The organism is Halomonas meridiana, assembly GCF_009846525.1.
Classification (GTDB): Bacteria; Pseudomonadota; Gammaproteobacteria; order Pseudomonadales; family Halomonadaceae; genus Vreelandella.
Window position 1 is genome coordinate 1,948,679 of sequence record NZ_CP024621.1, and the last position, 17,311, is coordinate 1,965,989.

General features: G+C 56.5%; 17 protein-coding genes. 4 read left to right on the plus strand and 13 right to left on the minus strand.

What is annotated here, in order from left to right:
* The first annotated feature begins 30 nt into the window (after window positions 1-30).
* Window positions 31-1,170 (plus strand): tyrosine-type recombinase/integrase, encoded by a 1,140-nt coding sequence (locus CTT34_RS09355; protein WP_254436488.1) that lies wholly within the window; start codon window positions 31-33, stop codon window positions 1,168-1,170.
* 38 nt (window positions 1,171-1,208) lie between these two features.
* The gene (locus CTT34_RS09360) at window positions 1,209-1,625 is read left to right on the plus strand and encodes a SufE family protein (RefSeq protein ID WP_159342189.1); all 417 of its coding nucleotides are present in this window, start codon (window positions 1,209-1,211) and stop codon (window positions 1,623-1,625) included.
* Window positions 1,626-1,628: 3 nt separating this feature from the next.
* On the opposite strand, the gene yidD is transcribed toward CTT34_RS09360, so the two are convergent.
* From yidD to CTT34_RS09390, 6 genes are read right to left on the minus strand one after another with little or no spacing between them, the layout of a single operon-like run.
* Entirely contained in the window at window positions 1,629-1,904 is a 276-nt protein-coding gene (yidD, locus tag CTT34_RS09365) for a membrane protein insertion efficiency factor YidD (RefSeq protein WP_217353005.1), read from the minus strand.
* A 53-nt stretch (window positions 1,905-1,957) separates the two neighbouring features.
* Window positions 1,958-2,431 carry a phosphoribosyl-AMP cyclohydrolase gene (gene hisI / locus CTT34_RS09370; protein WP_159342191.1) on the minus strand — a complete coding sequence of 158 codons (474 nt, stop codon included), beginning with the start codon at window positions 2,429-2,431 and terminating at the stop codon, window positions 1,958-1,960.
* Complete coding sequence (locus CTT34_RS09375; RefSeq protein ID WP_159342192.1) at window positions 2,431-2,880, minus strand: transcriptional repressor; 450 nt, start codon at window positions 2,878-2,880, stop codon at window positions 2,431-2,433. Before CTT34_RS09375 ends, hisI begins: the two co-directional genes overlap by 1 nt.
* 31 nt (window positions 2,881-2,911) lie before the next feature.
* A complete protein-coding gene (locus CTT34_RS09380; RefSeq protein ID WP_159342193.1) occupies window positions 2,912-3,910 on the minus strand; it encodes an alpha-L-glutamate ligase-like protein in 999 nt (332 codons plus the stop codon).
* Entirely contained in the window at window positions 3,907-5,430 is a 1,524-nt protein-coding gene (locus tag CTT34_RS09385; protein WP_159342194.1) for an inactive transglutaminase family protein, read from the minus strand. The genes CTT34_RS09380 and CTT34_RS09385 overlap by 4 nt, the downstream gene beginning before the upstream one ends.
* A gap of 38 nt (window positions 5,431-5,468) precedes the next feature.
* On the minus strand, window positions 5,469-6,305 hold the full coding sequence (locus CTT34_RS09390; RefSeq protein ID WP_159342195.1) for an ATP-dependent zinc protease family protein: 837 nt from the start codon (window positions 6,303-6,305) through the stop codon (window positions 5,469-5,471).
* A gap of 222 nt (window positions 6,306-6,527) precedes the next feature.
* Here CTT34_RS09390 and CTT34_RS09395 point away from each other — a divergent pair, with 222 nt between their 5' ends.
* Window positions 6,528-7,076, plus strand: a complete 549-nt coding sequence (locus tag CTT34_RS09395) for a DUF3833 domain-containing protein (protein WP_159342196.1) — start codon at window positions 6,528-6,530, stop codon at window positions 7,074-7,076.
* Window positions 7,077-7,156: 80 nt separating this feature from the next.
* On the opposite strand, the gene CTT34_RS09400 is transcribed toward CTT34_RS09395, so the two are convergent.
* From CTT34_RS09400 to gorA, 4 genes are all read right to left on the minus strand, one after another.
* A complete protein-coding gene (locus tag CTT34_RS09400; protein ID WP_139527592.1) occupies window positions 7,157-7,549 on the minus strand; it encodes an ectoine synthase in 393 nt (130 codons plus the stop codon).
* Between the two features lie 90 nt (window positions 7,550-7,639).
* The gene (ectB, locus tag CTT34_RS09405) at window positions 7,640-8,908 is read right to left on the minus strand and encodes a diaminobutyrate--2-oxoglutarate transaminase (protein WP_159342197.1); all 1,269 of its coding nucleotides are present in this window, start codon (window positions 8,906-8,908) and stop codon (window positions 7,640-7,642) included.
* 87 nt (window positions 8,909-8,995) lie between these two features.
* Entirely contained in the window at window positions 8,996-9,574 is a 579-nt protein-coding gene (gene ectA, locus CTT34_RS09410; RefSeq protein WP_159342198.1) for a diaminobutyrate acetyltransferase, read from the minus strand.
* Window positions 9,575-9,817: 243 nt separating this feature from the next.
* Window positions 9,818-11,200, minus strand: coding sequence for a glutathione-disulfide reductase (gene gorA, locus CTT34_RS09415; protein WP_159342199.1), 1,383 nt, complete (start codon window positions 11,198-11,200; stop codon window positions 9,818-9,820).
* Window positions 11,201-11,354: 154 nt separating this feature from the next.
* On the opposite strand from gorA, the gene can reads away from it, so the two are divergent.
* A complete protein-coding gene (can, locus tag CTT34_RS09420) occupies window positions 11,355-12,002 on the plus strand; it encodes a carbonate dehydratase (RefSeq protein WP_159342200.1) in 648 nt (215 codons plus the stop codon).
* A 25-nt stretch (window positions 12,003-12,027) separates the two neighbouring features.
* Here the strand turns inward: can and CTT34_RS09425 are convergent, their stop codons facing one another.
* Genes CTT34_RS09425 through tamB form a run of 3 tightly spaced genes read right to left on the minus strand, consistent with a single transcriptional unit; the run spans window position 12,028 to window position 17,302 of the window.
* The gene (locus CTT34_RS09425; protein WP_159342201.1) at window positions 12,028-12,549 is read right to left on the minus strand and encodes a c-type cytochrome; all 522 of its coding nucleotides are present in this window, start codon (window positions 12,547-12,549) and stop codon (window positions 12,028-12,030) included.
* Between the two features lie 12 nt (window positions 12,550-12,561).
* Entirely contained in the window at window positions 12,562-13,179 is a 618-nt protein-coding gene (msrA, locus tag CTT34_RS09430) for a peptide-methionine (S)-S-oxide reductase MsrA (RefSeq protein ID WP_159342202.1), read from the minus strand.
* 10 nt (window positions 13,180-13,189) lie between these two features.
* Complete coding sequence (gene tamB, locus CTT34_RS09435) at window positions 13,190-17,302, minus strand: autotransporter assembly complex protein TamB (RefSeq protein ID WP_159342203.1); 4,113 nt, start codon at window positions 17,300-17,302, stop codon at window positions 13,190-13,192.
* Window positions 17,303-17,311 lie beyond the last annotated feature (9 nt).

A 17,311-nucleotide genomic window follows, 5' to 3' on the forward strand; every position in this document is an offset into this window, starting at 1 on the left:
CATAGCCTCGATCTCTCCTCTGCAATGCCAATGAGGGAGGAGGGGCACTGGCTGACAAGCCAATCTGTCTCAGCGCCTACCCAGCCCCCACGTATCGAGGCAGAAAACGACCATCAGGCCGTGTTGCTTTGGCTTACGGAGTATCGTGACAGCCCGCAAACGCTCAAAAGTTATCGGCGAGAGGCCGAGCGACTGCTGCTTTGGCTAGGCAGCCAAGGTAAAGGGTTGCGTGATATGAACCGTGAGGCGCTGCGCCAGTTCGAAGCTTTTCTAGAAGACCCTCAGCCACGGGCAGCGTGGGTAGGGCCGTCAAAACCTCGTGAGCATCCTGAATGGCGCCCCTTCAGAAGCGGTCTGTCGCCCGCGAGTCGTCGGCAAAGCCTGATCATTCTGCAGGGCTTGTTTAGCTGGCTGGTGGAGGCTGGCTGGGTAGGGCACAACCCTTTCGTGCTGATGCGTGACAAAGCGCGGCGCATGAACAATCAGTCGCAGGGCATAGAGCGCTACCTGGAGCAACCGCTGTGGGCCTGGTTTTGGCAGTGGCTGAACCAGCCTCCGCAGAGCGATGACGCGCGGCTCGTTTACGAGAGTTCACGAAGACGCTTCATCTTTAGCTTTGCCTATCTTTTGGCACCACGCATTAGCGAGATGGCCAACGCCCGCATGGATGACTTTCATCGGATAGAAGGGCGCTGGTGGTGGAGGGTAGTCGGCAAGGGCAGTAAGCAGGCCCGCATACCCGTGCCTGCGGACATGCTGGAGAGCCTGCAAGCATGGCGAGTGGCGCTAGAGCTCAAGGCAGAGCCAGGCTACGACGAGCCAACCCCGGTGATTCGTGCGCTGGATAAGCGCAGAGGCATTAGCGATAACCAGCTCTATCGATTGATGAAAGACACCTTTGCCAACGCCGCGGATGCGCTCGAAATGCAGGATGGCCAGCCTGCCTATATCGAAGCACTTCGACGGGCAACGCCTCACTGGCTGAGACATACAGCGATCACTCATCAGGCCCAGTCCGGCGTTAGCCTACGCTACTTAGCGGAAAGTGCTCGCCATGCCAAGCTAGATACCACCAGCCGCTACTTACATACCGAAGCCGATGAGTGGCATCGAGAGCAGCAGCGCCACCGCTTGAAAACGCCGCCAAAAACAGGGGCTGAAACGTTATAATAGCCCCGACTGTGATTCATTAACCCAAAGGATACGTCATGGCAACTTCAGGCGCAGAGCTAGCCCAACAGGAGCTAGTCGAAGAGTTTGAGATGTTTGATAACTGGATGGATCGTTATCAATACATTATTGATATGGGCAAGCAGCTGCCTGACTTTCCGGAAGAGCGTCGTACCGACGAGTTTAAAATCCAAGGCTGCCAATCCAACGTGTGGATGTGCCATGAACAGGCAGGCGACAAGCTGGTGTTCAAGGCTACGTCGGATGCGGCTATCGTATCAGGGTTGATTGCCGTGCTGCTGCGTATCTACAGTGAGCGCACAGCCGAAGAGATCAATCAGACCGAACCGCACTTCTTGAAAGATCTCGGGCTGGACAAACACCTATCGCCTACGCGCAGTAATGGCCTGCATGCGATGTTAGAGCGTATTTATCAGGTGGCTAAGCAGGGGTAAGCATTAGTGGCGGCAGGAGGACGAACCGCAGCGGTTCGCAGGGCAGTCGTCATCATCTTGGCATAGCGTTTCGCTGCGCCCGCCAGGCACCGGGTCCATGCCCCCCGGATGGCCGGGGTGGCATTTCACGATGCGCTTGGCGGCCATCCAGCCGCCTTTGAGAGGGCCATGCACTTGGATGGCCTCGATGGTATAGGAAGAGCAGCTTGGCCAGAAACGACAGCGCGGACCCAACAAGGGGCTAATGGTGTATTGATAGACGCGAATGCAGCCCACCATCAGTGCGGTCAGCAGCCTGCGACCGCCTCGCTGCAGGGCCTGCCATCCGTTTTTCACGACGTTTTTGGACCATATAGCGTTGCCGGGTCGATCATCGGCTCACTGGTGATTTCTGCGCTTTCTACCCCTAGTGCGACATAGAAACAGCTGCGGCGGCCGGTGTGGCAGGCAGGCCCTGTTTGATCGACCTGCACGAGCAGAGTATCGCCATCACAATCCAGGGCGGCGCTCACTAGGTGCTGCTGCTGACCGGACGTTTCCCCTTTACGCCAGAGCGTTTGGCGAGAGCGGGAGAAGTAGCACACTCGCTGGGTGGATAACGTCTCTTCCAGGGCTTCTCGATTCATCCACGCCATCATCAATACCTCACCGGTATCGTGCTGTTGGGCGATGGCGGGAATCAGGCCGTCGTCATTGAAACGAACGGCATTCAAGAGCACGTCCATTGAGGGCAGGGTGTCTTGGGGGGAAGCAGACTCCAGCGCTTTGAAAAGCTGCTGAGGCGCCAGTTGGTCAAAGTGAGACATTAGGCATTACTCGTGGGTCGGCACGCTTGGCATAAGCCCTGAAGCTCGATGGTTTGGCGCTCGACATTGAAACCTTGACGTTTCGCAAGCGCGGCCAGCTGATCGCTAATTTCATCCAAGTGCAATTCTTCGACGTAGCCACACTGGCGACAGATGAGCAGCTGGAAGCCATGGGTGTGCTCCGGGCACGCGCAGGCCACGTAGGCATTCTGCGACTCGATACGGTGCACCAGCCCCTGCTCGATGAGAAACTCCAGCGCACGGTAAACGGTGGGCGGACGAGCAGCGGCGTGCTCGGTAGAGAGCTGATCCAGCAAGTCGTATGCTTTGAGCCCTCCGCCATTTTCTGCGATAAGCTCGAGCACCCGGCGGCGTATCGGAGTAAACCGAACGCCGCGCGTGTGGCACTGAGATTCTGCTTGCTGCAATAGCGTATTGGCTTCAGTCATTAGATAACTCGTTGAACGTCACGGGTGTAGTCTACGCCGTTGCCGAAGGTGTGTCAGGGGTCTCGACCAGCTCACTCTTGCGCGCAAAGTGGTGTTGAGCAAAAGCAACACGCTTCGCCACTGGTACGTTATCAGGCTGACGCTCAATCAAGTCCAACCGACGCCGTAAGCCTTCGCCGTTAGTCATCTGAATCGCCAAACCGGGGCGGGCGTTGAGCTCCAGTAGCATTGGCCCGTGTTTACGGTCCAACACCATGTCGGTGCCCAGGTAGCCAAGTCCGGTCATCTCGTAGCAGCCCGCCGCCAGGTGCAGCAGCGTTTCCCACTGGGGTACGACCAGACTGGCCAAGTCGTGCCCCGTATCGGGGTGACTGTAGCAGGGGCGGTCAAACTGCACGCCACGCAGCGCTGCACCGGTGGCAATGTTCAACCCCACTCCAACGGCTCCTTGGTGAAGGTTCGCCTTGCCATCGGAGGCCGCCGTGGAGAGGCGCATCATCGCCATGACCGGATACCCTTTGAAGACGATGACGCGAATATCAGGCACGCCTTCGTAGGTGTACTCAAGCAGGCTCTCATCAAAATTGATCAGCGTTTCGATCACGGCCACGTCGGGGGAGCCACCGAGGGAGTAGAGCCCCGAGAGGAGGTTGGAAACGTGGCGTTCTATATCGCTGATCGTCAGGCTAGCACCGCTGGGCTTGTAGAAAAGGCCATTCTCTACCTTTTCAATGACCAAAATCCCTTTACCACCGCTGCCTTTGGCGGGTTTGATCACGAATCCCGAATGGCCTTCCAGCATGTCACTGATATGTTGAACGCCAAACTGCGTCGTGACCGTGCCAATCAGTTCAGGGGTGGTGATGCCGTACTGCTGAGCCAGTAGCTTCGTCTTTAGTTTGTCGTCCACGAGTGGATAGAGCCGGCGCGCGTTATACCGCCCGATGTAGCGAATGTTGCGCCGGTTCATACCCACGATGCCTTTATCCCGAAGACGGGTAGGCCACGTCCAATTTTTCAGCCAACTCATGACGGCTTCTCATCTTCGGTGATGGGTTTGAAACGACGCAGCTCCAGCAAGCGGTAGCCCGTGTAGTTCCCCAGGAGCAGGATGAACGCCATCAAAATGAGCTGCACACCCAAGAAGTTGAACGTGATATGGCGTACCCACGGGTTATTCATCGCCAGAAACGCCAGTACGGCGGTCAACAGGCTGCCGCCCCCTTGGATGAGTACCTGTTTCGGGCCTTCCTCTTCCCACAGGATCGACATCCGTTCGATGGTCCACGCCAAGATGATCATTGGGAAGAACGTGACCGTCAATCCGGCGCTCAAGCCCATACGGTAGGCCAGCACGGTAAAGATGGAGATGATGGCGATGACCGTAATGATGACCGCCGACACCCTCGCCACCAACAGCAAATTCAAATAAGAGAGGTAGTTACGAATGATCAAGCCAACAGCAACGATCAGCAGGAAGCCAATCAAACCGGTCAACAGGGTGGTTTGGATGAAGGCCAGTGCAATCAATACCGGCATGAACGTCCCTGATGTCTTCACACCCACTAGCACACGTAGGAACACCACGACCAGCGCGCCAATCGGAATCAAGAGAATCGTTTGGAACAGTGCTTGCTCTTCTAGTGGCAGGCTGTGAATCGAGAAGTTCAGCAGCGTGTCGTCCGAGTAGTGGTTACGGACCGCCGCTGACGCCGGCTGGTAATGGGTTAGCATCGAGAACGAGACGCGAGAGTTGGTGCCGCCTTGCACTTCGAGTACCGCGCGGCCGCCGGTTTCCCATAGCAGCAGGTTATCGGGCTGACCCTGCTCGCCCGTGGCGGGGTTGAACAGCGTCCATTCTTCAGCGTCTTGATCGAATACTTGGATCCAACTGCTCAACGTTTGACGACGGCGACCGTCCTCGAGCAGCAGGCCGCTGACTTCTCTAGCTTGCACGCCTGCCTGGTTCAATAGGCGAACGATCAATGCGGAAGGCTGCATTTGCGTCAGTAACAAGCGTGCGTTTTCACCTTGCCGCTCGCCGTTGATATCGAGGATCAGCTCTCGAGCGAAGGTAGCGTTATTAGCGCTGCGATCCCAGGCGCGGTCGATCAACTGGGTAGCCGCCGTATCATAGGGGCTTTCCCAAGGAGTCACCGACGGAATACCCGGCGGTGTTTGCACCGGCGAACGAGAATCAGGTGATACCAGCATTTGGACCGAGTAGTAAAGCTGCTGGCTGCCCGCAGCGTCACGAATGGTCCACTGGGCTTGGCGGCCAAGCTCATCGGCTTGATAAGCCAGCCCGTAGCCAGAGGACGCCGTATTTTCGGTTAACACACGGAACCCTGCTTGGTGAGACGGCAAGGCTAAATCGACTTGCACCGGGCCATTTTGGGCGTTGAAGTTAATGACGGCTTCGATTTCCCATACTTGGCGCTGCTCGCCTGGAAACCAGGGGATCTCAAACTGCAAATGGCGATGCACGCTGGCAACGATGCCAACCAGCAGCAGCAACCCAACGATAAAATAAAATGGCAACCGTGACATGGTGATTCCTTTCAGCGTAAAGCGGCAGGGGAGTGATATTACTCTTCGGTATCGTCTTGATCGGCCGCTTCATCGTCAGCCGCGTCTTCAGAGGGCGCGCCACCCGGGAATTCAGGGCGGTCATGCAGGTACGTCTCAGCTACATCGATGGTGGCAATGTCCATCATGAAGCGACGTCCTAGCAGCACGGGATAATCTAGGTGCGTGCGATCGTTTAGGGTGAATTCGACGTTTTCACGAATGGGGCCCAGCGTCATCAGTAATGAAATGACCGGGCGTGACTCTTCGCCAGAGGCCTGGACGATTTTGACGCGGCGCTCGATAGGGGCTTCGATCCACTCGTCGCGCACTTGCTCGACGACGATATCGTCGTCATTGAGCGCCAATTTGAAGCGCACCCAGTCCTCACCATCACGCTCGAAACGAGTGATCTCGGCAGCAGAGAGCGACGAGGTGTTGGCGCCTGAGTCCACCCGCGCCTTTAAATAGGTGCCAATGCTGGGTAATCCCACCCATTCGCTACGGCCTAGCAACGTCTTGTTATCTTCCGGCTCCTCGACACGGCACTCTTCACGAATGATGACCGGTTCTTCGCCACGCGCTTCCAGGCTAGCCATGTCTTGACGCAGTTGGCGCAGCAGACTGCCGACTTCACGAACATCTGCGGTCAGCACTTGCTGCTGGTTGAGCTGCTGCTCGTTCATGCTAGTAGAGGCCTCGCATCGTTGGGCAAGGGAGGACTCTAGTTCAAGGATACGGGTATTAAATGAAGCCTCGCTTAGCGGCGGCGGCTCATTTGACTCTGGCTGTGTCACCGCGCAGCCTGCAAACGACATCGACAAACCGGCCATTAGCCATAAAACACCTGAGCGCATAACGAGGGATATCCTTGGACAATAAGAGCACGAATGATAAGGAGAAGGGAGACCGCTTGTCCAACATGGTAGCGGTTTTTCATCGGCCCCGTTTATCTGATTTAACATAATAAATATTATGCGCACTAAAGGGCTGGTTATTTTTGAGCCATGGCTACTGAAACAGTCACGCTTCTCCTACAATAGCTATACGGCTTATCTGAATGATAAAGGAATGACTCAATGAATACCCTTCGCAAGCGTCTTTTGGCCCTATCGCTCGTTTCGAGCTTTTTCTTGCTCGCTGGCTGTGCCAGCGTCAAGGTCGAGGAGTATGCCAATACCACGCCCCGCTTGGATATTGCAGAGTATTTCACTGGCCAAACTCGCGCCTGGGGAATGGTGCAGGACTACTCGGGTGAAGTACAGCGACGTTTTACGGTAGATATTACAGGCACATTCGAGGGCGATACGTTGACGCTGGATGAGTCGTTCGTGTTTGCCGATGGTGAAACCGACCAGCGCGTTTGGGAGTTCGAGCGTGTCGACGAACACCACTGGATTGGCACAGCCAATGACGTCGACGGCCAAGTCGATGCTCGGCAATATGGCCACGCGTTTCACATGCGCTATCCCCTCGACATCGATGTGGGCGGACGCACGTTAAGCTTTACCATGGACGACTGGATGTACCTTCAGCCGGACGGTCGGCTCATTAACCGCACCGCCATGCGGAAATTTGGCCTGACGCTGGGTGAAATAACGCTGGTATTCGAACAAGTTGGCCGCTAGGCAGCCCGTCTCGCTATCAAAAAAAGCAGCCTAGCGACGATGCTAGGCTGCTTTTATCCGCACTCAGTTAGCGCAAGCGCTTATTCATCGGCCGGTGCGTAAGAACCATCTTCACGGTGAACTTCGTTGCCAGTGATCGGCGGCGTGAAGACACACGCAAGGTGCATCGTTTTATGGGCGCGCAGCAGATGCTCATCGTGCTGGTCTAAGATATAGATATCGCCTGGTTTGATGGGCCAAATTTTGCCATCTGCCAGGGTTTCAACCTCACCTTCCCCTTCGATGCAGTAAACGGACTCATAGTGGTGCTTGTAGTGGATATGCGTCTCGGTGCCTTCAAAGATGCGCGTAATGTGGAACGAGAAGTTGCCACCATCGTTGGCCAACACCAAGCGAGTGCTGTCCCAATTGCCATTTTCAGCGGTAACGAGACGGTCAGTTTGACGAGCTTCTTCAATATTACGAACGATCATATAACGTGCTCCGTTGCATGGCAGCCACACACTGGCTGCCTGTTCCTGTGAGGGACGTAATGGCGCTAGGCCACTTAGACTAACGCTAAACTACTCGTTTATAACAGACTTAACTGACGCTTCCAGAATATCCAGCGCTTCCAGCAGATCCGCATCCGGAATGGTCAGAGGGCACAAACATTTCACCACTTCCCCGTCCTGACCGCTGGTTTCGATGATAAGACCATGCTCGAAGGCCGTGCTGGTGATCTTATCGGCAATATCACCAGATACGACGTCGATACCGCGCATCAAACCGCGACCGCGCTCCGTTGCTGGCATGCCATGTTCGGTGAGCAGTGCCGCCAGCTTCTGAAAACGCTCTTCGACGATTCGCGCCTTGCGCTGCACGTCGCGAGCAAAGGTGTCGTTCGACCAATACTTTTTCAGGGCTGCCGTCGCTGTCACCATGGCTAAGTTAAAACCGCGGAACGTACCGTTGTACTGACCGGGCTTCCACTTATCCAACTCCGGGCGCATCAATACATGAGCAAATGGCAGCCCAAAGCCTGACAGCGATTTCGAGTTTGTGACGATGTCCGGTGTGATGCCCGCATGCTCAAAGCTAAAGAATTTCCCCGTACGGCCACAGCCTGCCTGGATATCATCGACGATCAGCAGGATGTCATGGGCGCGGCAAATGCTTTCTAAGCGCTTGAGCCACTCCAGTCCTGCGACGTTGATACCGCCCTCGCCTTGCACGGTTTCGACGATCACGCCTGCGGGAATGTCCAAACCGCCTGACTTGTCATTCAGCAGTTTTTCAAAGTAGTCCAGCGTGTCTGCGTGCTCACCCATGTAACCGTCGAACGGCAGGAAGCTGGCACCTTGCGTGGGAATGCCCCCGGTGGCTTCACGGAACTTGCGGTTGCCCGTGGTAGCCAGTGCGCCCATGGTCACTCCGTGGAAGCCGTTGGTGAAGGTCACAATATTATGGCGACCTTTAGCAACACGCGCCAAACGGATGGCTGCCTCGACGGCGTTCGTTCCCGTCGGACCCGGCAGATGCACTTTGTAATCGAGCCCACGGGGCTTGAGGATGACATTTTCCAGTGTTTCTAAATAGTCACGTTTGGCACTGGTCCACATATCCAGGCCGTGAACGACACCGTCGCTAGACAGGTAGTCAATCATGGCGTCCTTCAAGTGCGGATTGTTGTGGCCGTAGTTCAGCGTGCCGGCACCGGCGAGAAAATCGATATATTCGCGACCATTCTCATCGGTCAAACGTGCGTTCTGTGCTTTCGTAAAGACAACAGGGAACGAACGTGAATAGGTACGAACATTGGATTCCATGCGTTCGAGTGTCTGGGTCTGCATATGCGACCTCCTTATCAGTGTTATGAGCCAAGCAAGAAAAGCAGCTAGGTCAACACGAGCGGGAAAACGCTCGCTCAAGATGCCCCGTTAGAGATGGTTCGTCTGAAACGGCCCGATGCGGACGAGGTTTTCCGGGTCGTGCTCTCCCCCTAACTGCTCGGTAGAGAAGTATTCCCGGCTGTTGAGGGGTGCCTGCCAGCGTGCTGCCAAGCGGCGGAACAATCCCCAGGAAGCCTGGTTATCGGGTGTGATGGTGGTTTCGAGGTGGTGGACGTCGTCCAGTTCGGGACGCGACATGATCGCCTCTACCAAGCGGCGCGCAAGGCCCGTTCCCCGGGCTTTTTCACCCACGGCGACCTGCCATAAAAAATAGGTATCCGGTGCGTTGTCTTTGACATAACCCGAGACGAATCCAACGACCTCCCCTTCTTCATTAGTGGCGACGGCACAGGTATCGCGGAACTGAGTCGCCAATAATAAATAGGCGTAGGCGGAATTTACGTCTAGCGGCGGGCACGCTTTGATCAGCTCGTAGATGCCCCAGCCATCATCGGCATTGGGCTTACGGATGAACAGTGGCGTTTCGGCGTGGCCTACTACGGCATCGGCGACGGTGGGACGTGCCAGCTCGGCAGAGGGTGTAAACGGCTTGATCGGCGTACTCATGGTTATGCTTCGCTGTAGCGAATTTGAGTTTCATTATAACAGCTGATTATTAGCAATTCAAAAGCCATATTATTCATCTCCCTGTTTTCCATAAATTCTAGTTATAAAATCGGATCATCAACGAGCCGAGGCCCCCGCTGGGCTGGCGTTTCATGACGTCACTCACTGAGTTTAGATCAGGCTGCCCGCTGCGCGAGACAAAAAAGGCGAGCCGAAGCTCGCCTTGAATATCGATAGAATTTCTTAGTAGCGTGATGGGGTTCTCATGGTCACGAACTCTTCCGCTCCGGTTGGGTGAATGCCCACGGTACGATCGAAATCTTCTTTCGTCAGCCCCGCGCGCACCGCGATAGCGATGCCCTGAATTAGTTCACCAGCCTCTTCGCCCACCATATGAGCGCCCACCACCACATCGCTGGCATCATCGACGATGAGTTTCATCAACATGCGCTCTCGGCTCCCAGAAAGCGTATGTTTCATGGCCCTGAAGTCGGTCCGGTAGACCCGTATGCGATCGAATTTCTCTCTCGCAGCCTCTTCCGACAGCCCGACCGTGCCAATGTTAGGGTGGCAAAAAACAGCCGTAGGAATGGTGTCGTAATCTAGCGGTCTTGGCGTTTTTTGGTGGAAGTGAATATCCACCAGCTGCATGGCTTCTGCCAGAGCCACCGGGGTTAACTCAGGCCCTTCGATCAGATCTCCCAAGGCTAAAATCGACGGCACAGCGGTTTCATAACGGTCATTAATCGGCACTTTGCCGTCGCTGTTCAACGTGATGCCTAAGGAGTCTACGCCAAGCCCGCTGACGTTGGCTCGACGGCCGGTGGCCGCCAAGACGGCATCGACGTCGAGTGTCTCGCCTGTGGTGAGCTCTACCTGGAGCGCGTCGCCCACCTGTTCGATGCGGGCGATGTTGGCAGAGAAATGTAAATGGACACCTTTTTTAGCCATCTCATCTCGAGTGAACTCACGCACCTCCTGATCGAAGCCTTTCAAAAATAGATCCCCACGGTAGATGAGATGGGTCTCACTGCCTAAACCGTTGAAGATGCTGGCAAACTCGACCGCTATATAGCCACCGCCCAACACTAGGAAGCGTTTGGGGAACGTTTCCAAGTCAAACACTTGGTTCGAGGTCAAGGCAAGGTCGCTACCGGGGAATTCAGGCACCCAGGGCCAACCGCCCGTGGCCAGCAGGATTTTATCGGCACTCACGCTCACCTCGCCTTCGGCATTGGTCAGGGCGACGGTGTGTGGATTAGTCACGCGGGCGCGTGCATTGAAAAGCGTGACGCCTGCGCCTTCTAGCATGCGCTGGTAGATACCGTTGAGCCGTTTGATCTCGCTGGTTTTGTTATCCCTCAACGTCGGCCAATCAAAAAGTGCTGGCGACGCCAATTGCCAGCCAAAACCAGCCGCATCATCGAAGCTGTCATGAAAATGTGCCGCATACGAATAGAGTTTTTTGGGCACACAGCCCACGTTGACGCAGGTGCCGCCCAGGTAGCGATCTTCTGCGATCGCTACCCGAGCACCGGCGGCGGCGGCCATACGTGCAGCGCGCACGCCACCGGAACCGGCGCCAATGACGAATAAATCGAAGTCATATGCAGCTTCTGCTGACATGGTTATCTCCTATCCAGTGCCGTACTTACCTCGGCTGGGTAAGCGCTAAGATTGACCTTCTAAGCAAGGGAGGTTAAAAACGCCTACCTTGTGTTTAAAACGCTATTGCGCGCCCTTGAGCAAGCCCCACCTCAATGTACTCTCTGGAGACTCGATGTCTGACCAAATTGCAACGCTGCTAGATAACAATCGCGCATGGGCAGAACGTATGTGTGAAGAGGATCCGGACTTTTTCAAGCGCTTGGCGAATCAACAATCTCCAGACTATTTATGGATCGGTTGCTCAGACAGTCGCGTCCCGGCTAACCAAATCATTGCTCTTCCCCCAGGCGAAGTGTTCGTTCACCGTAACGTCGCCAACCTGCTCCACCATACCGATATGAACGCGCTTTCGGTGGTGCAGTACGCGGTGGATGTGCTCAACGTGAGTCATATCATGATCGTGGGACACTACGGCTGTGGTGGCATCAAAGCAGCCGTGACCGGTGGTGAGTGTGGCGTGGTGGACTATTGGCTCCACTCAGTACGCGAGCAGTACAACCGTCATCGCGACACCTTGGAACACCTGCCACTGGCAGATCAAATTGACCGCATGTGTGAGCTGAACGTCAAAGCCCAGGTCAATAGTCTTTGCCGCACGAAGATTCTGCAGCGTGCTTGGCAGCGTGGCCAATCGATCTCGGTGCATGGCTGGGTCTATGGGTTAAGCGATGGCCGCGTGAAAGATTTGAACTGTACCATCCGCGGCCTTGATCAGGTAGAAACGCTTTATCGCATCGACCGCGTGCAGCCTAGCGATTGATCTTTTAACCGCCTATCGCTGCCCATTAATCGTAGCGGTAGGCACGATGACAACTGCGGCAGCTGAGCCCCACGTCAGAAAATGCGCGCGTGGCTGCCCGATAATCCTCTTGCTCCGCCGCTTCGATCAGGATGCTCACCTTCTCCTCCAAGTCGGTGAACCCCGCTGAAAACTCATCCCACTCTTCCCAAATGTCGGGCTTGGCATCGGAGCCAGGTCCATGCGTACCTGCAATGAAGGCAGGAAGAAAGTGGGCCTGGGTCGCCTTCTCTTGTAACTCCGCCAAACGCGGTGCGGCGCCTCGCGCATCCTGGTTGTTGACCAGGTCGAAACGTAGTTGGCGTAGCAGCCGCTCTAGATCTTTCAGCTCGTCCTGACGCCAAATGACGGCCTCACGGTCACTCGCAAACGGTGTGTCGGCCGCGCTTTGCGGCATGGCCGGTGTCGTTGGTTGCTCTGCATTCACGCCAGTGCTGAAGAGCCCCAACAGCGCCACTGAGAGAGCCCAATGAGGGGCTCGACGCCCCTTTGAAGATGGTTGTTGCATCCTGTTCGTCCTTCAGCCAATGGCGCAGGTCACGCCGGTGCCTTTCAATCCGCAGTATCCGCCCGGGTTCTTATCGAGATACTGCTGGTGGTACGCCTCGGCATAGTAGAAAACGTCCAGCGGTTTGATTTCGGTCGTGATGCGTCCTTTGCCCGCCTGGGTGAGCGCCTGCTGAAAGGCCTCGGCACTTTTCTGAGCAGCGGCAAGCTGTGCGTCCGTCGTGGTGAAAATCGCCGAGCGGTACTGGCTGCCGATATCGTTGCCCTGGCGATTTCCCTGCGTAGGATCATGCTGCTCCCAGAAAATTTGCAGCAGCGTCTCTAATGTGACCTGGTTCGGGTCGAAGACAACGCGCACCACTTCGGTGTGCCCCGTCAGGCCAGTGCAGGTCTCTTTGTACGTTGGGTTGGGCGTTGTGCCACCCGCATAGCCAGCCGCAGTGACATACACACCGGGCTGTTGCCAGAAAAGGCGCTCTACTCCCCAAAAACATCCCATACCCAGCACGATTTCTTCATACCCCTCTGGAAATGGGGGGTGAATGGAGTGCCCGGTGATGGTGTGAAGGTCGCTGGTCTCGATGGGTGTATCGCGCCCTTCTGGTGCTGTCGTTTTCGTAAATAGCGTCATAACACCCTCTCTATTGCTGGGGATAAATATAAGGATCGCCTGAGCGAGTGAATCGATAAATTAAATCCACTGCCTGGTTAGCACCAGACACTGCCTGAACATACAGGTTCCGCCACAGCGTGTAGCGTAGCGTGAGTTCTGCAATGGGCGAAAAAATACCCACACCGTAACTGATTCGCAGATCGTCGGTGAGCTGACCACTCACCGCAACCTGACTGTCGTCACCGGCACCGGTGGTATCCAACGTGAGATCATTGATCCCGAATGCTTCGCCGATGGAGCCCACGGCACCGCCGGTCCGGCCCAGCGACATACCGATGAGAGCCGTTGTCAGCGCACTGTCGACACCGCCTCCTGACGCATCTGGCGCACGGCCTCGCAGCAAGTACGACAGCGAACGGGTTTCGTCCATCGCAGGCTCCGAGAAGATCATCACATTGGGCTGCTCGGCGTTGCCGGTGACACGCAGGCCGGCAATCACGTCATCTTCGGTCACTTCTGGGTTACGAATGGCCTCAAAATCCAAGACCGGCAAGCCGGGAGGGCCGCTGAAAATGAGTTGCCCACGACGAATCAACAGATCTTGCCCAAAGGCTTGAAAACGCCCATTGACGAGATTGACGTCGCCAAAGAGCTGCAGCGCCCCGCTGTCCTGTCGAATTTCAAGGCTGCCCCCTAACCCAGATTCCAACCCATAGGCAGAAATTTGCATATCTCGCCCAAGATTGAGGGTGATCAACACATCGAGCGCCATGCCAGTGGATGCCAGCTCGTCAGCGGCACTCGGGTCATCGCCCGCCTCTGCGGCAAGGCGCGCTTGACGCTCGGCCTCTCGGTCATCGCGCTCGGTGATGATGATCTCATCCGGGCTAGGTGACGTTGCTGACGCTGGCAGATCGCCCACTTCCAATCGCGCCCAAGGAAGGTCAACGTCACCCCGCACCTGTAGGCGCTCGGGCGTAACACGAATACGAATGTCCGGCGCGGCTTCCAAGCGACCGAACTGCGGTAAAACGACCAGCAAAGGCTCTTGGGTGGCGTCGATATCCACGCCAATGCGCCAAGCGTCACCTGTGGGCCAGTAGGCATTACCGCTGATGTTCAGCCGTCCGCGTTCGGCAGCGACGAACCCCTCGATGTCACCCTCTTCACCATCGAAGGCGACGGCCAGCTCACCATCCACGATCGTTATTGGGATATCGGGACCACTCACCCGTAAGCGACGCAATGCCAGCTCACCCTGCAGGTCAGGCTGACTAGTCGAGCCGCCAATGGTGACGGTGCCGTTCAACCCCCCTTCTAGCTCCTCCATACCCACCACCATGGGGCGATATGGCGCCAGAGTGATGTTATTGGCGCGTAATTGGCCCTCCAAAGAGCCCTGTCCAAGAGGATCATTGACCGCTAGATCGAGCGTCAGCTCACCTGCTTCGGACAGGGACAGCGACACGTCGGCCTCCGCTTGCGTTTGATTAGCGTCGATTTGAGCATCCAAGTTGATTCTGGGAAGCTCGACCGGTTGACCGTAATCATTCACCGCCGTAATGGCCAATTCACTCAATAATTGAAGATTGGCCTGCCACTGAGCGCCGCCTTGACGCCAGCTAGCGACTAAATCAGCCGTGGTATCCCCTTCAAAACTCCACTCTTCGGGTAGAAATGGCTCCAGCATCTCCATTGGAACCTCACGCACGCTGAGTACGGCGCGACCTTGATCGGCCGAGGCCGTTATGGACTCTTCCGAGCAGACCAGTCCGCCTTGCAGGCGGCGTAGACAGAACGGGGTCAGATTCGCCTGTCCGTTGGCAAGGTTGTAGGTAATATCCAGTGGCTCTTCTAAACGAATATCTCCCGCCTCGGAGTCGACTTCCAGCGGCGTCAATCGGGCCTGATACCGCTGAGCCTGCTGATTCAAGCGTCCGCTGAGGGCTAAGTTCGCACGGCTGAGCACATTGCCGGCGTCACCAGTGACGCTGAGCTGCAAGGCATGGTCGGAAAGCCGTCCGGTCAGATCTAACGCCACCGAGGCCCACGACTGCCCGCCCGCGTTCACTCCCTCGGCATCCAGACCGATACGAAAGTCAGGATCCTCCAGGCCTTCCACGCTGCCCGATAGCGAAAGCGATGCCAGCCGATTCTCGGCAAAACGCAAGCTGCGCCCATTGAGATTCGTCACGATCTCAGGTTGCGAGAAGCTGCCTTGGGCCTCAAGGGTACCGGTCAGCTCTCCGGCTAGATCAGGATGGAGGCTTTGCAGTTGGGTGAGAGCGATATTGGCGTTCAACGACATCGCTTCTTGGCTCACCTGGCCTGCTGCGGTCAAGCGGTTGTTGCCTTGCGTAAAGAGCAGCTCTTGAATATCGATTTCTAGATCGCTGTTCGCATCGATCGCGGCTTGAAGCGTTAATGGATACTCCTGCAGCTGGCCCTGGATGTCGAGTTCCGGCAAACGAATGTCCCACCGTTCGCCTCGCTGGCGCACGCTCGCGACGATATCTCCGCTGAGGTTGCCCTCCAGTTGAGGTACAAATAGGGACGGGTCCAGCGCATCTAAGCGCACTTGCGCGTCAACGGCGATGGCCTCAGACCAGTTCACTTCTCCCTCGCTGCTCACAACGCTCTCGTCGATAGTGAGTGAAAGAGGGGACCAGCGGAAAGAAGACAAATCACCGTCGCCCTCTAACCGAATGGCGGTTGCTGGCACCTGCGGGCCTTGGGCACGAGTGGCCAAGGTGACCTGATACGCCTCCAAACTGCCGTTAATGGTCAGCGCGAGATCGTCGAGCATGTAGGGCGCCGTGGACGTTTCTTCGGCTTCATTAACGTCTTGTACCTGGGGCTCGACGGCTGAACGGTCTGAGGCATCGCTCTCAGCGGCAGTCGTGGTGTCGTTGGAGGCCGTTGGGCGCTCAGAGCCGTCACGCTGCTCCAACGGCCACTGCAGACGCTCGCTCTCAAGCCGAGCCTCGAATGGCAAGGTGGGCGCGAGCACATCAGCCTGGGCGGTGAGTGAAACCTCCACCGGCCCTGACGTGTTCAGGCTCGCCGTCAAATCCGCCAGACTGCCTGAGAGATCCAAAGCGATCCGTTCTCCACTCAGGGCAGGCAGTATCTCAGGCAGCCATAGCTCTGCGCGAAGCGCCGCGTTGAGGGGATAGTCGCCTTTTAGGCTGACGTTGGCGGTTAAACTGGCGTCTGCGTCTGGGGTGTCAAGCTCCAACGTGCTGAGCGTGACGTCGCTGCCCGATGCCGTCGCTTCCAGCAGCAGCCGTTCCACGCTGTACTCAAAGGCACCGCTCACGTTTACGTCCGTCACCAGTAATGATTCCAGGGCAACGTCGATGGGCATCTCGATCTCGGGTAGCGACAGTCGCTCCCGGTCGCTCAGTGCAAGTGTGGACGCTTCATCGTTCGGCTCGACGGGTTGATCGGCCTGGATAGCAGCGTCAATGGCAGTAGCGCTCAACGGCGTACTCGTCTCTTGCGTCAGCTGTACGCCTGGGGATGGTGGCAAGTAGATCGACGGTGATTCGAGCGTCGTGGGCGCAATGGTGACTTGCTGCTGTTCAGCGGCTATCGAGGTGGCAAATGCGGCCCATTCAATACTAGTACCGTCACCCAGGGTGAGCCGCACGTCATTCAGTGCGATGTCGCGCAGTTCAATGGGAAACGGCAGTGTGAGGCTAAAAGGGCCCTGCTCTTCTTGAGGCGGTTCTTCTGTTTTCGACCCGCTGGAGAGACGAATGTCGGCCTCTTCTATGCGCAGCTCGGCCAGACAAAGCTTACCGGAGAGCACGCAATCGTCTGACCACGCAAGCGCTACATCACCAATATCGACGCGCGTGCCCGCGATGGCCATTTGAAACCCTTGAAGGCGAAAGCGGTCCAGCAGCGCGCCCTCCTGCTGCTCATAGGTAAAAAAACCGCGCTGCTCACCCTGAGAAAATAGCTGTTCCGTTCCCCATGGCGACAAGGCCACGCCTAATACGACAGCCACCACGCCGAACAGCCAGAGTGGCAACACGACGACGAGTCGTAGCAGACTCCATAGCGCTAACCAGAGACGGCGTTTGGCGGAGAGCTGCTGACGATGTTTGGATGCTTTTTTATCAACCTGAGCCAAAGCGCTCTC

What these genes read in the sequence shown, in the direction of transcription:
- CTT34_RS09380 (WP_159342193.1), bottom strand. Translation starts at nt 3,910, where the DNA reads ATGAGTTGGCTGAAAAATTGGACGTGGCCTACCCGTCTTCGGGATAAA.
- CTT34_RS09355 (WP_254436488.1), top strand. Translation starts at nt 31, where the DNA reads ATGAGGGAGGAGGGGCACTGGCTGACAAGCCAATCTGTCTCAGCGCCT.
- CTT34_RS09395 (WP_159342196.1), top strand. Translation starts at nt 6,528, where the DNA reads ATGAATACCCTTCGCAAGCGTCTTTTGGCCCTATCGCTCGTTTCGAGC.
- hisI (WP_159342191.1), bottom strand. Translation starts at nt 2,431, where the DNA reads ATGTCTCACTTTGACCAACTGGCGCCTCAGCAGCTTTTCAAAGCGCTG.
- CTT34_RS09385 (WP_159342194.1), bottom strand. Translation starts at nt 5,430, where the DNA reads ATGTCACGGTTGCCATTTTATTTTATCGTTGGGTTGCTGCTGCTGGTT.
- CTT34_RS09360 (WP_159342189.1), top strand. Translation starts at nt 1,209, where the DNA reads ATGGCAACTTCAGGCGCAGAGCTAGCCCAACAGGAGCTAGTCGAAGAG.
- ectB (WP_159342197.1), bottom strand. Translation starts at nt 8,908, where the DNA reads ATGCAGACCCAGACACTCGAACGCATGGAATCCAATGTTCGTACCTAT.
- CTT34_RS09400 (WP_139527592.1), bottom strand. Translation starts at nt 7,549, where the DNA reads ATGATCGTTCGTAATATTGAAGAAGCTCGTCAAACTGACCGTCTCGTT.
- can (WP_159342200.1), top strand. Translation starts at nt 11,355, where the DNA reads ATGTCTGACCAAATTGCAACGCTGCTAGATAACAATCGCGCATGGGCA.
- yidD (WP_217353005.1), bottom strand. Translation starts at nt 1,904, where the DNA reads ATGGTGGGCTGCATTCGCGTCTATCAATACACCATTAGCCCCTTGTTG.
- CTT34_RS09390 (WP_159342195.1), bottom strand. Translation starts at nt 6,305, where the DNA reads ATGCGCTCAGGTGTTTTATGGCTAATGGCCGGTTTGTCGATGTCGTTT.
- msrA (WP_159342202.1), bottom strand. Translation starts at nt 13,179, where the DNA reads ATGACGCTATTTACGAAAACGACAGCACCAGAAGGGCGCGATACACCC.
- CTT34_RS09425 (WP_159342201.1), bottom strand. Translation starts at nt 12,549, where the DNA reads ATGCAACAACCATCTTCAAAGGGGCGTCGAGCCCCTCATTGGGCTCTC.
- gorA (WP_159342199.1), bottom strand. Translation starts at nt 11,200, where the DNA reads ATGTCAGCAGAAGCTGCATATGACTTCGATTTATTCGTCATTGGCGCC.
- CTT34_RS09375 (WP_159342192.1), bottom strand. Translation starts at nt 2,880, where the DNA reads ATGACTGAAGCCAATACGCTATTGCAGCAAGCAGAATCTCAGTGCCAC.
- ectA (WP_159342198.1), bottom strand. Translation starts at nt 9,574, where the DNA reads ATGAGTACGCCGATCAAGCCGTTTACACCCTCTGCCGAGCTGGCACGT.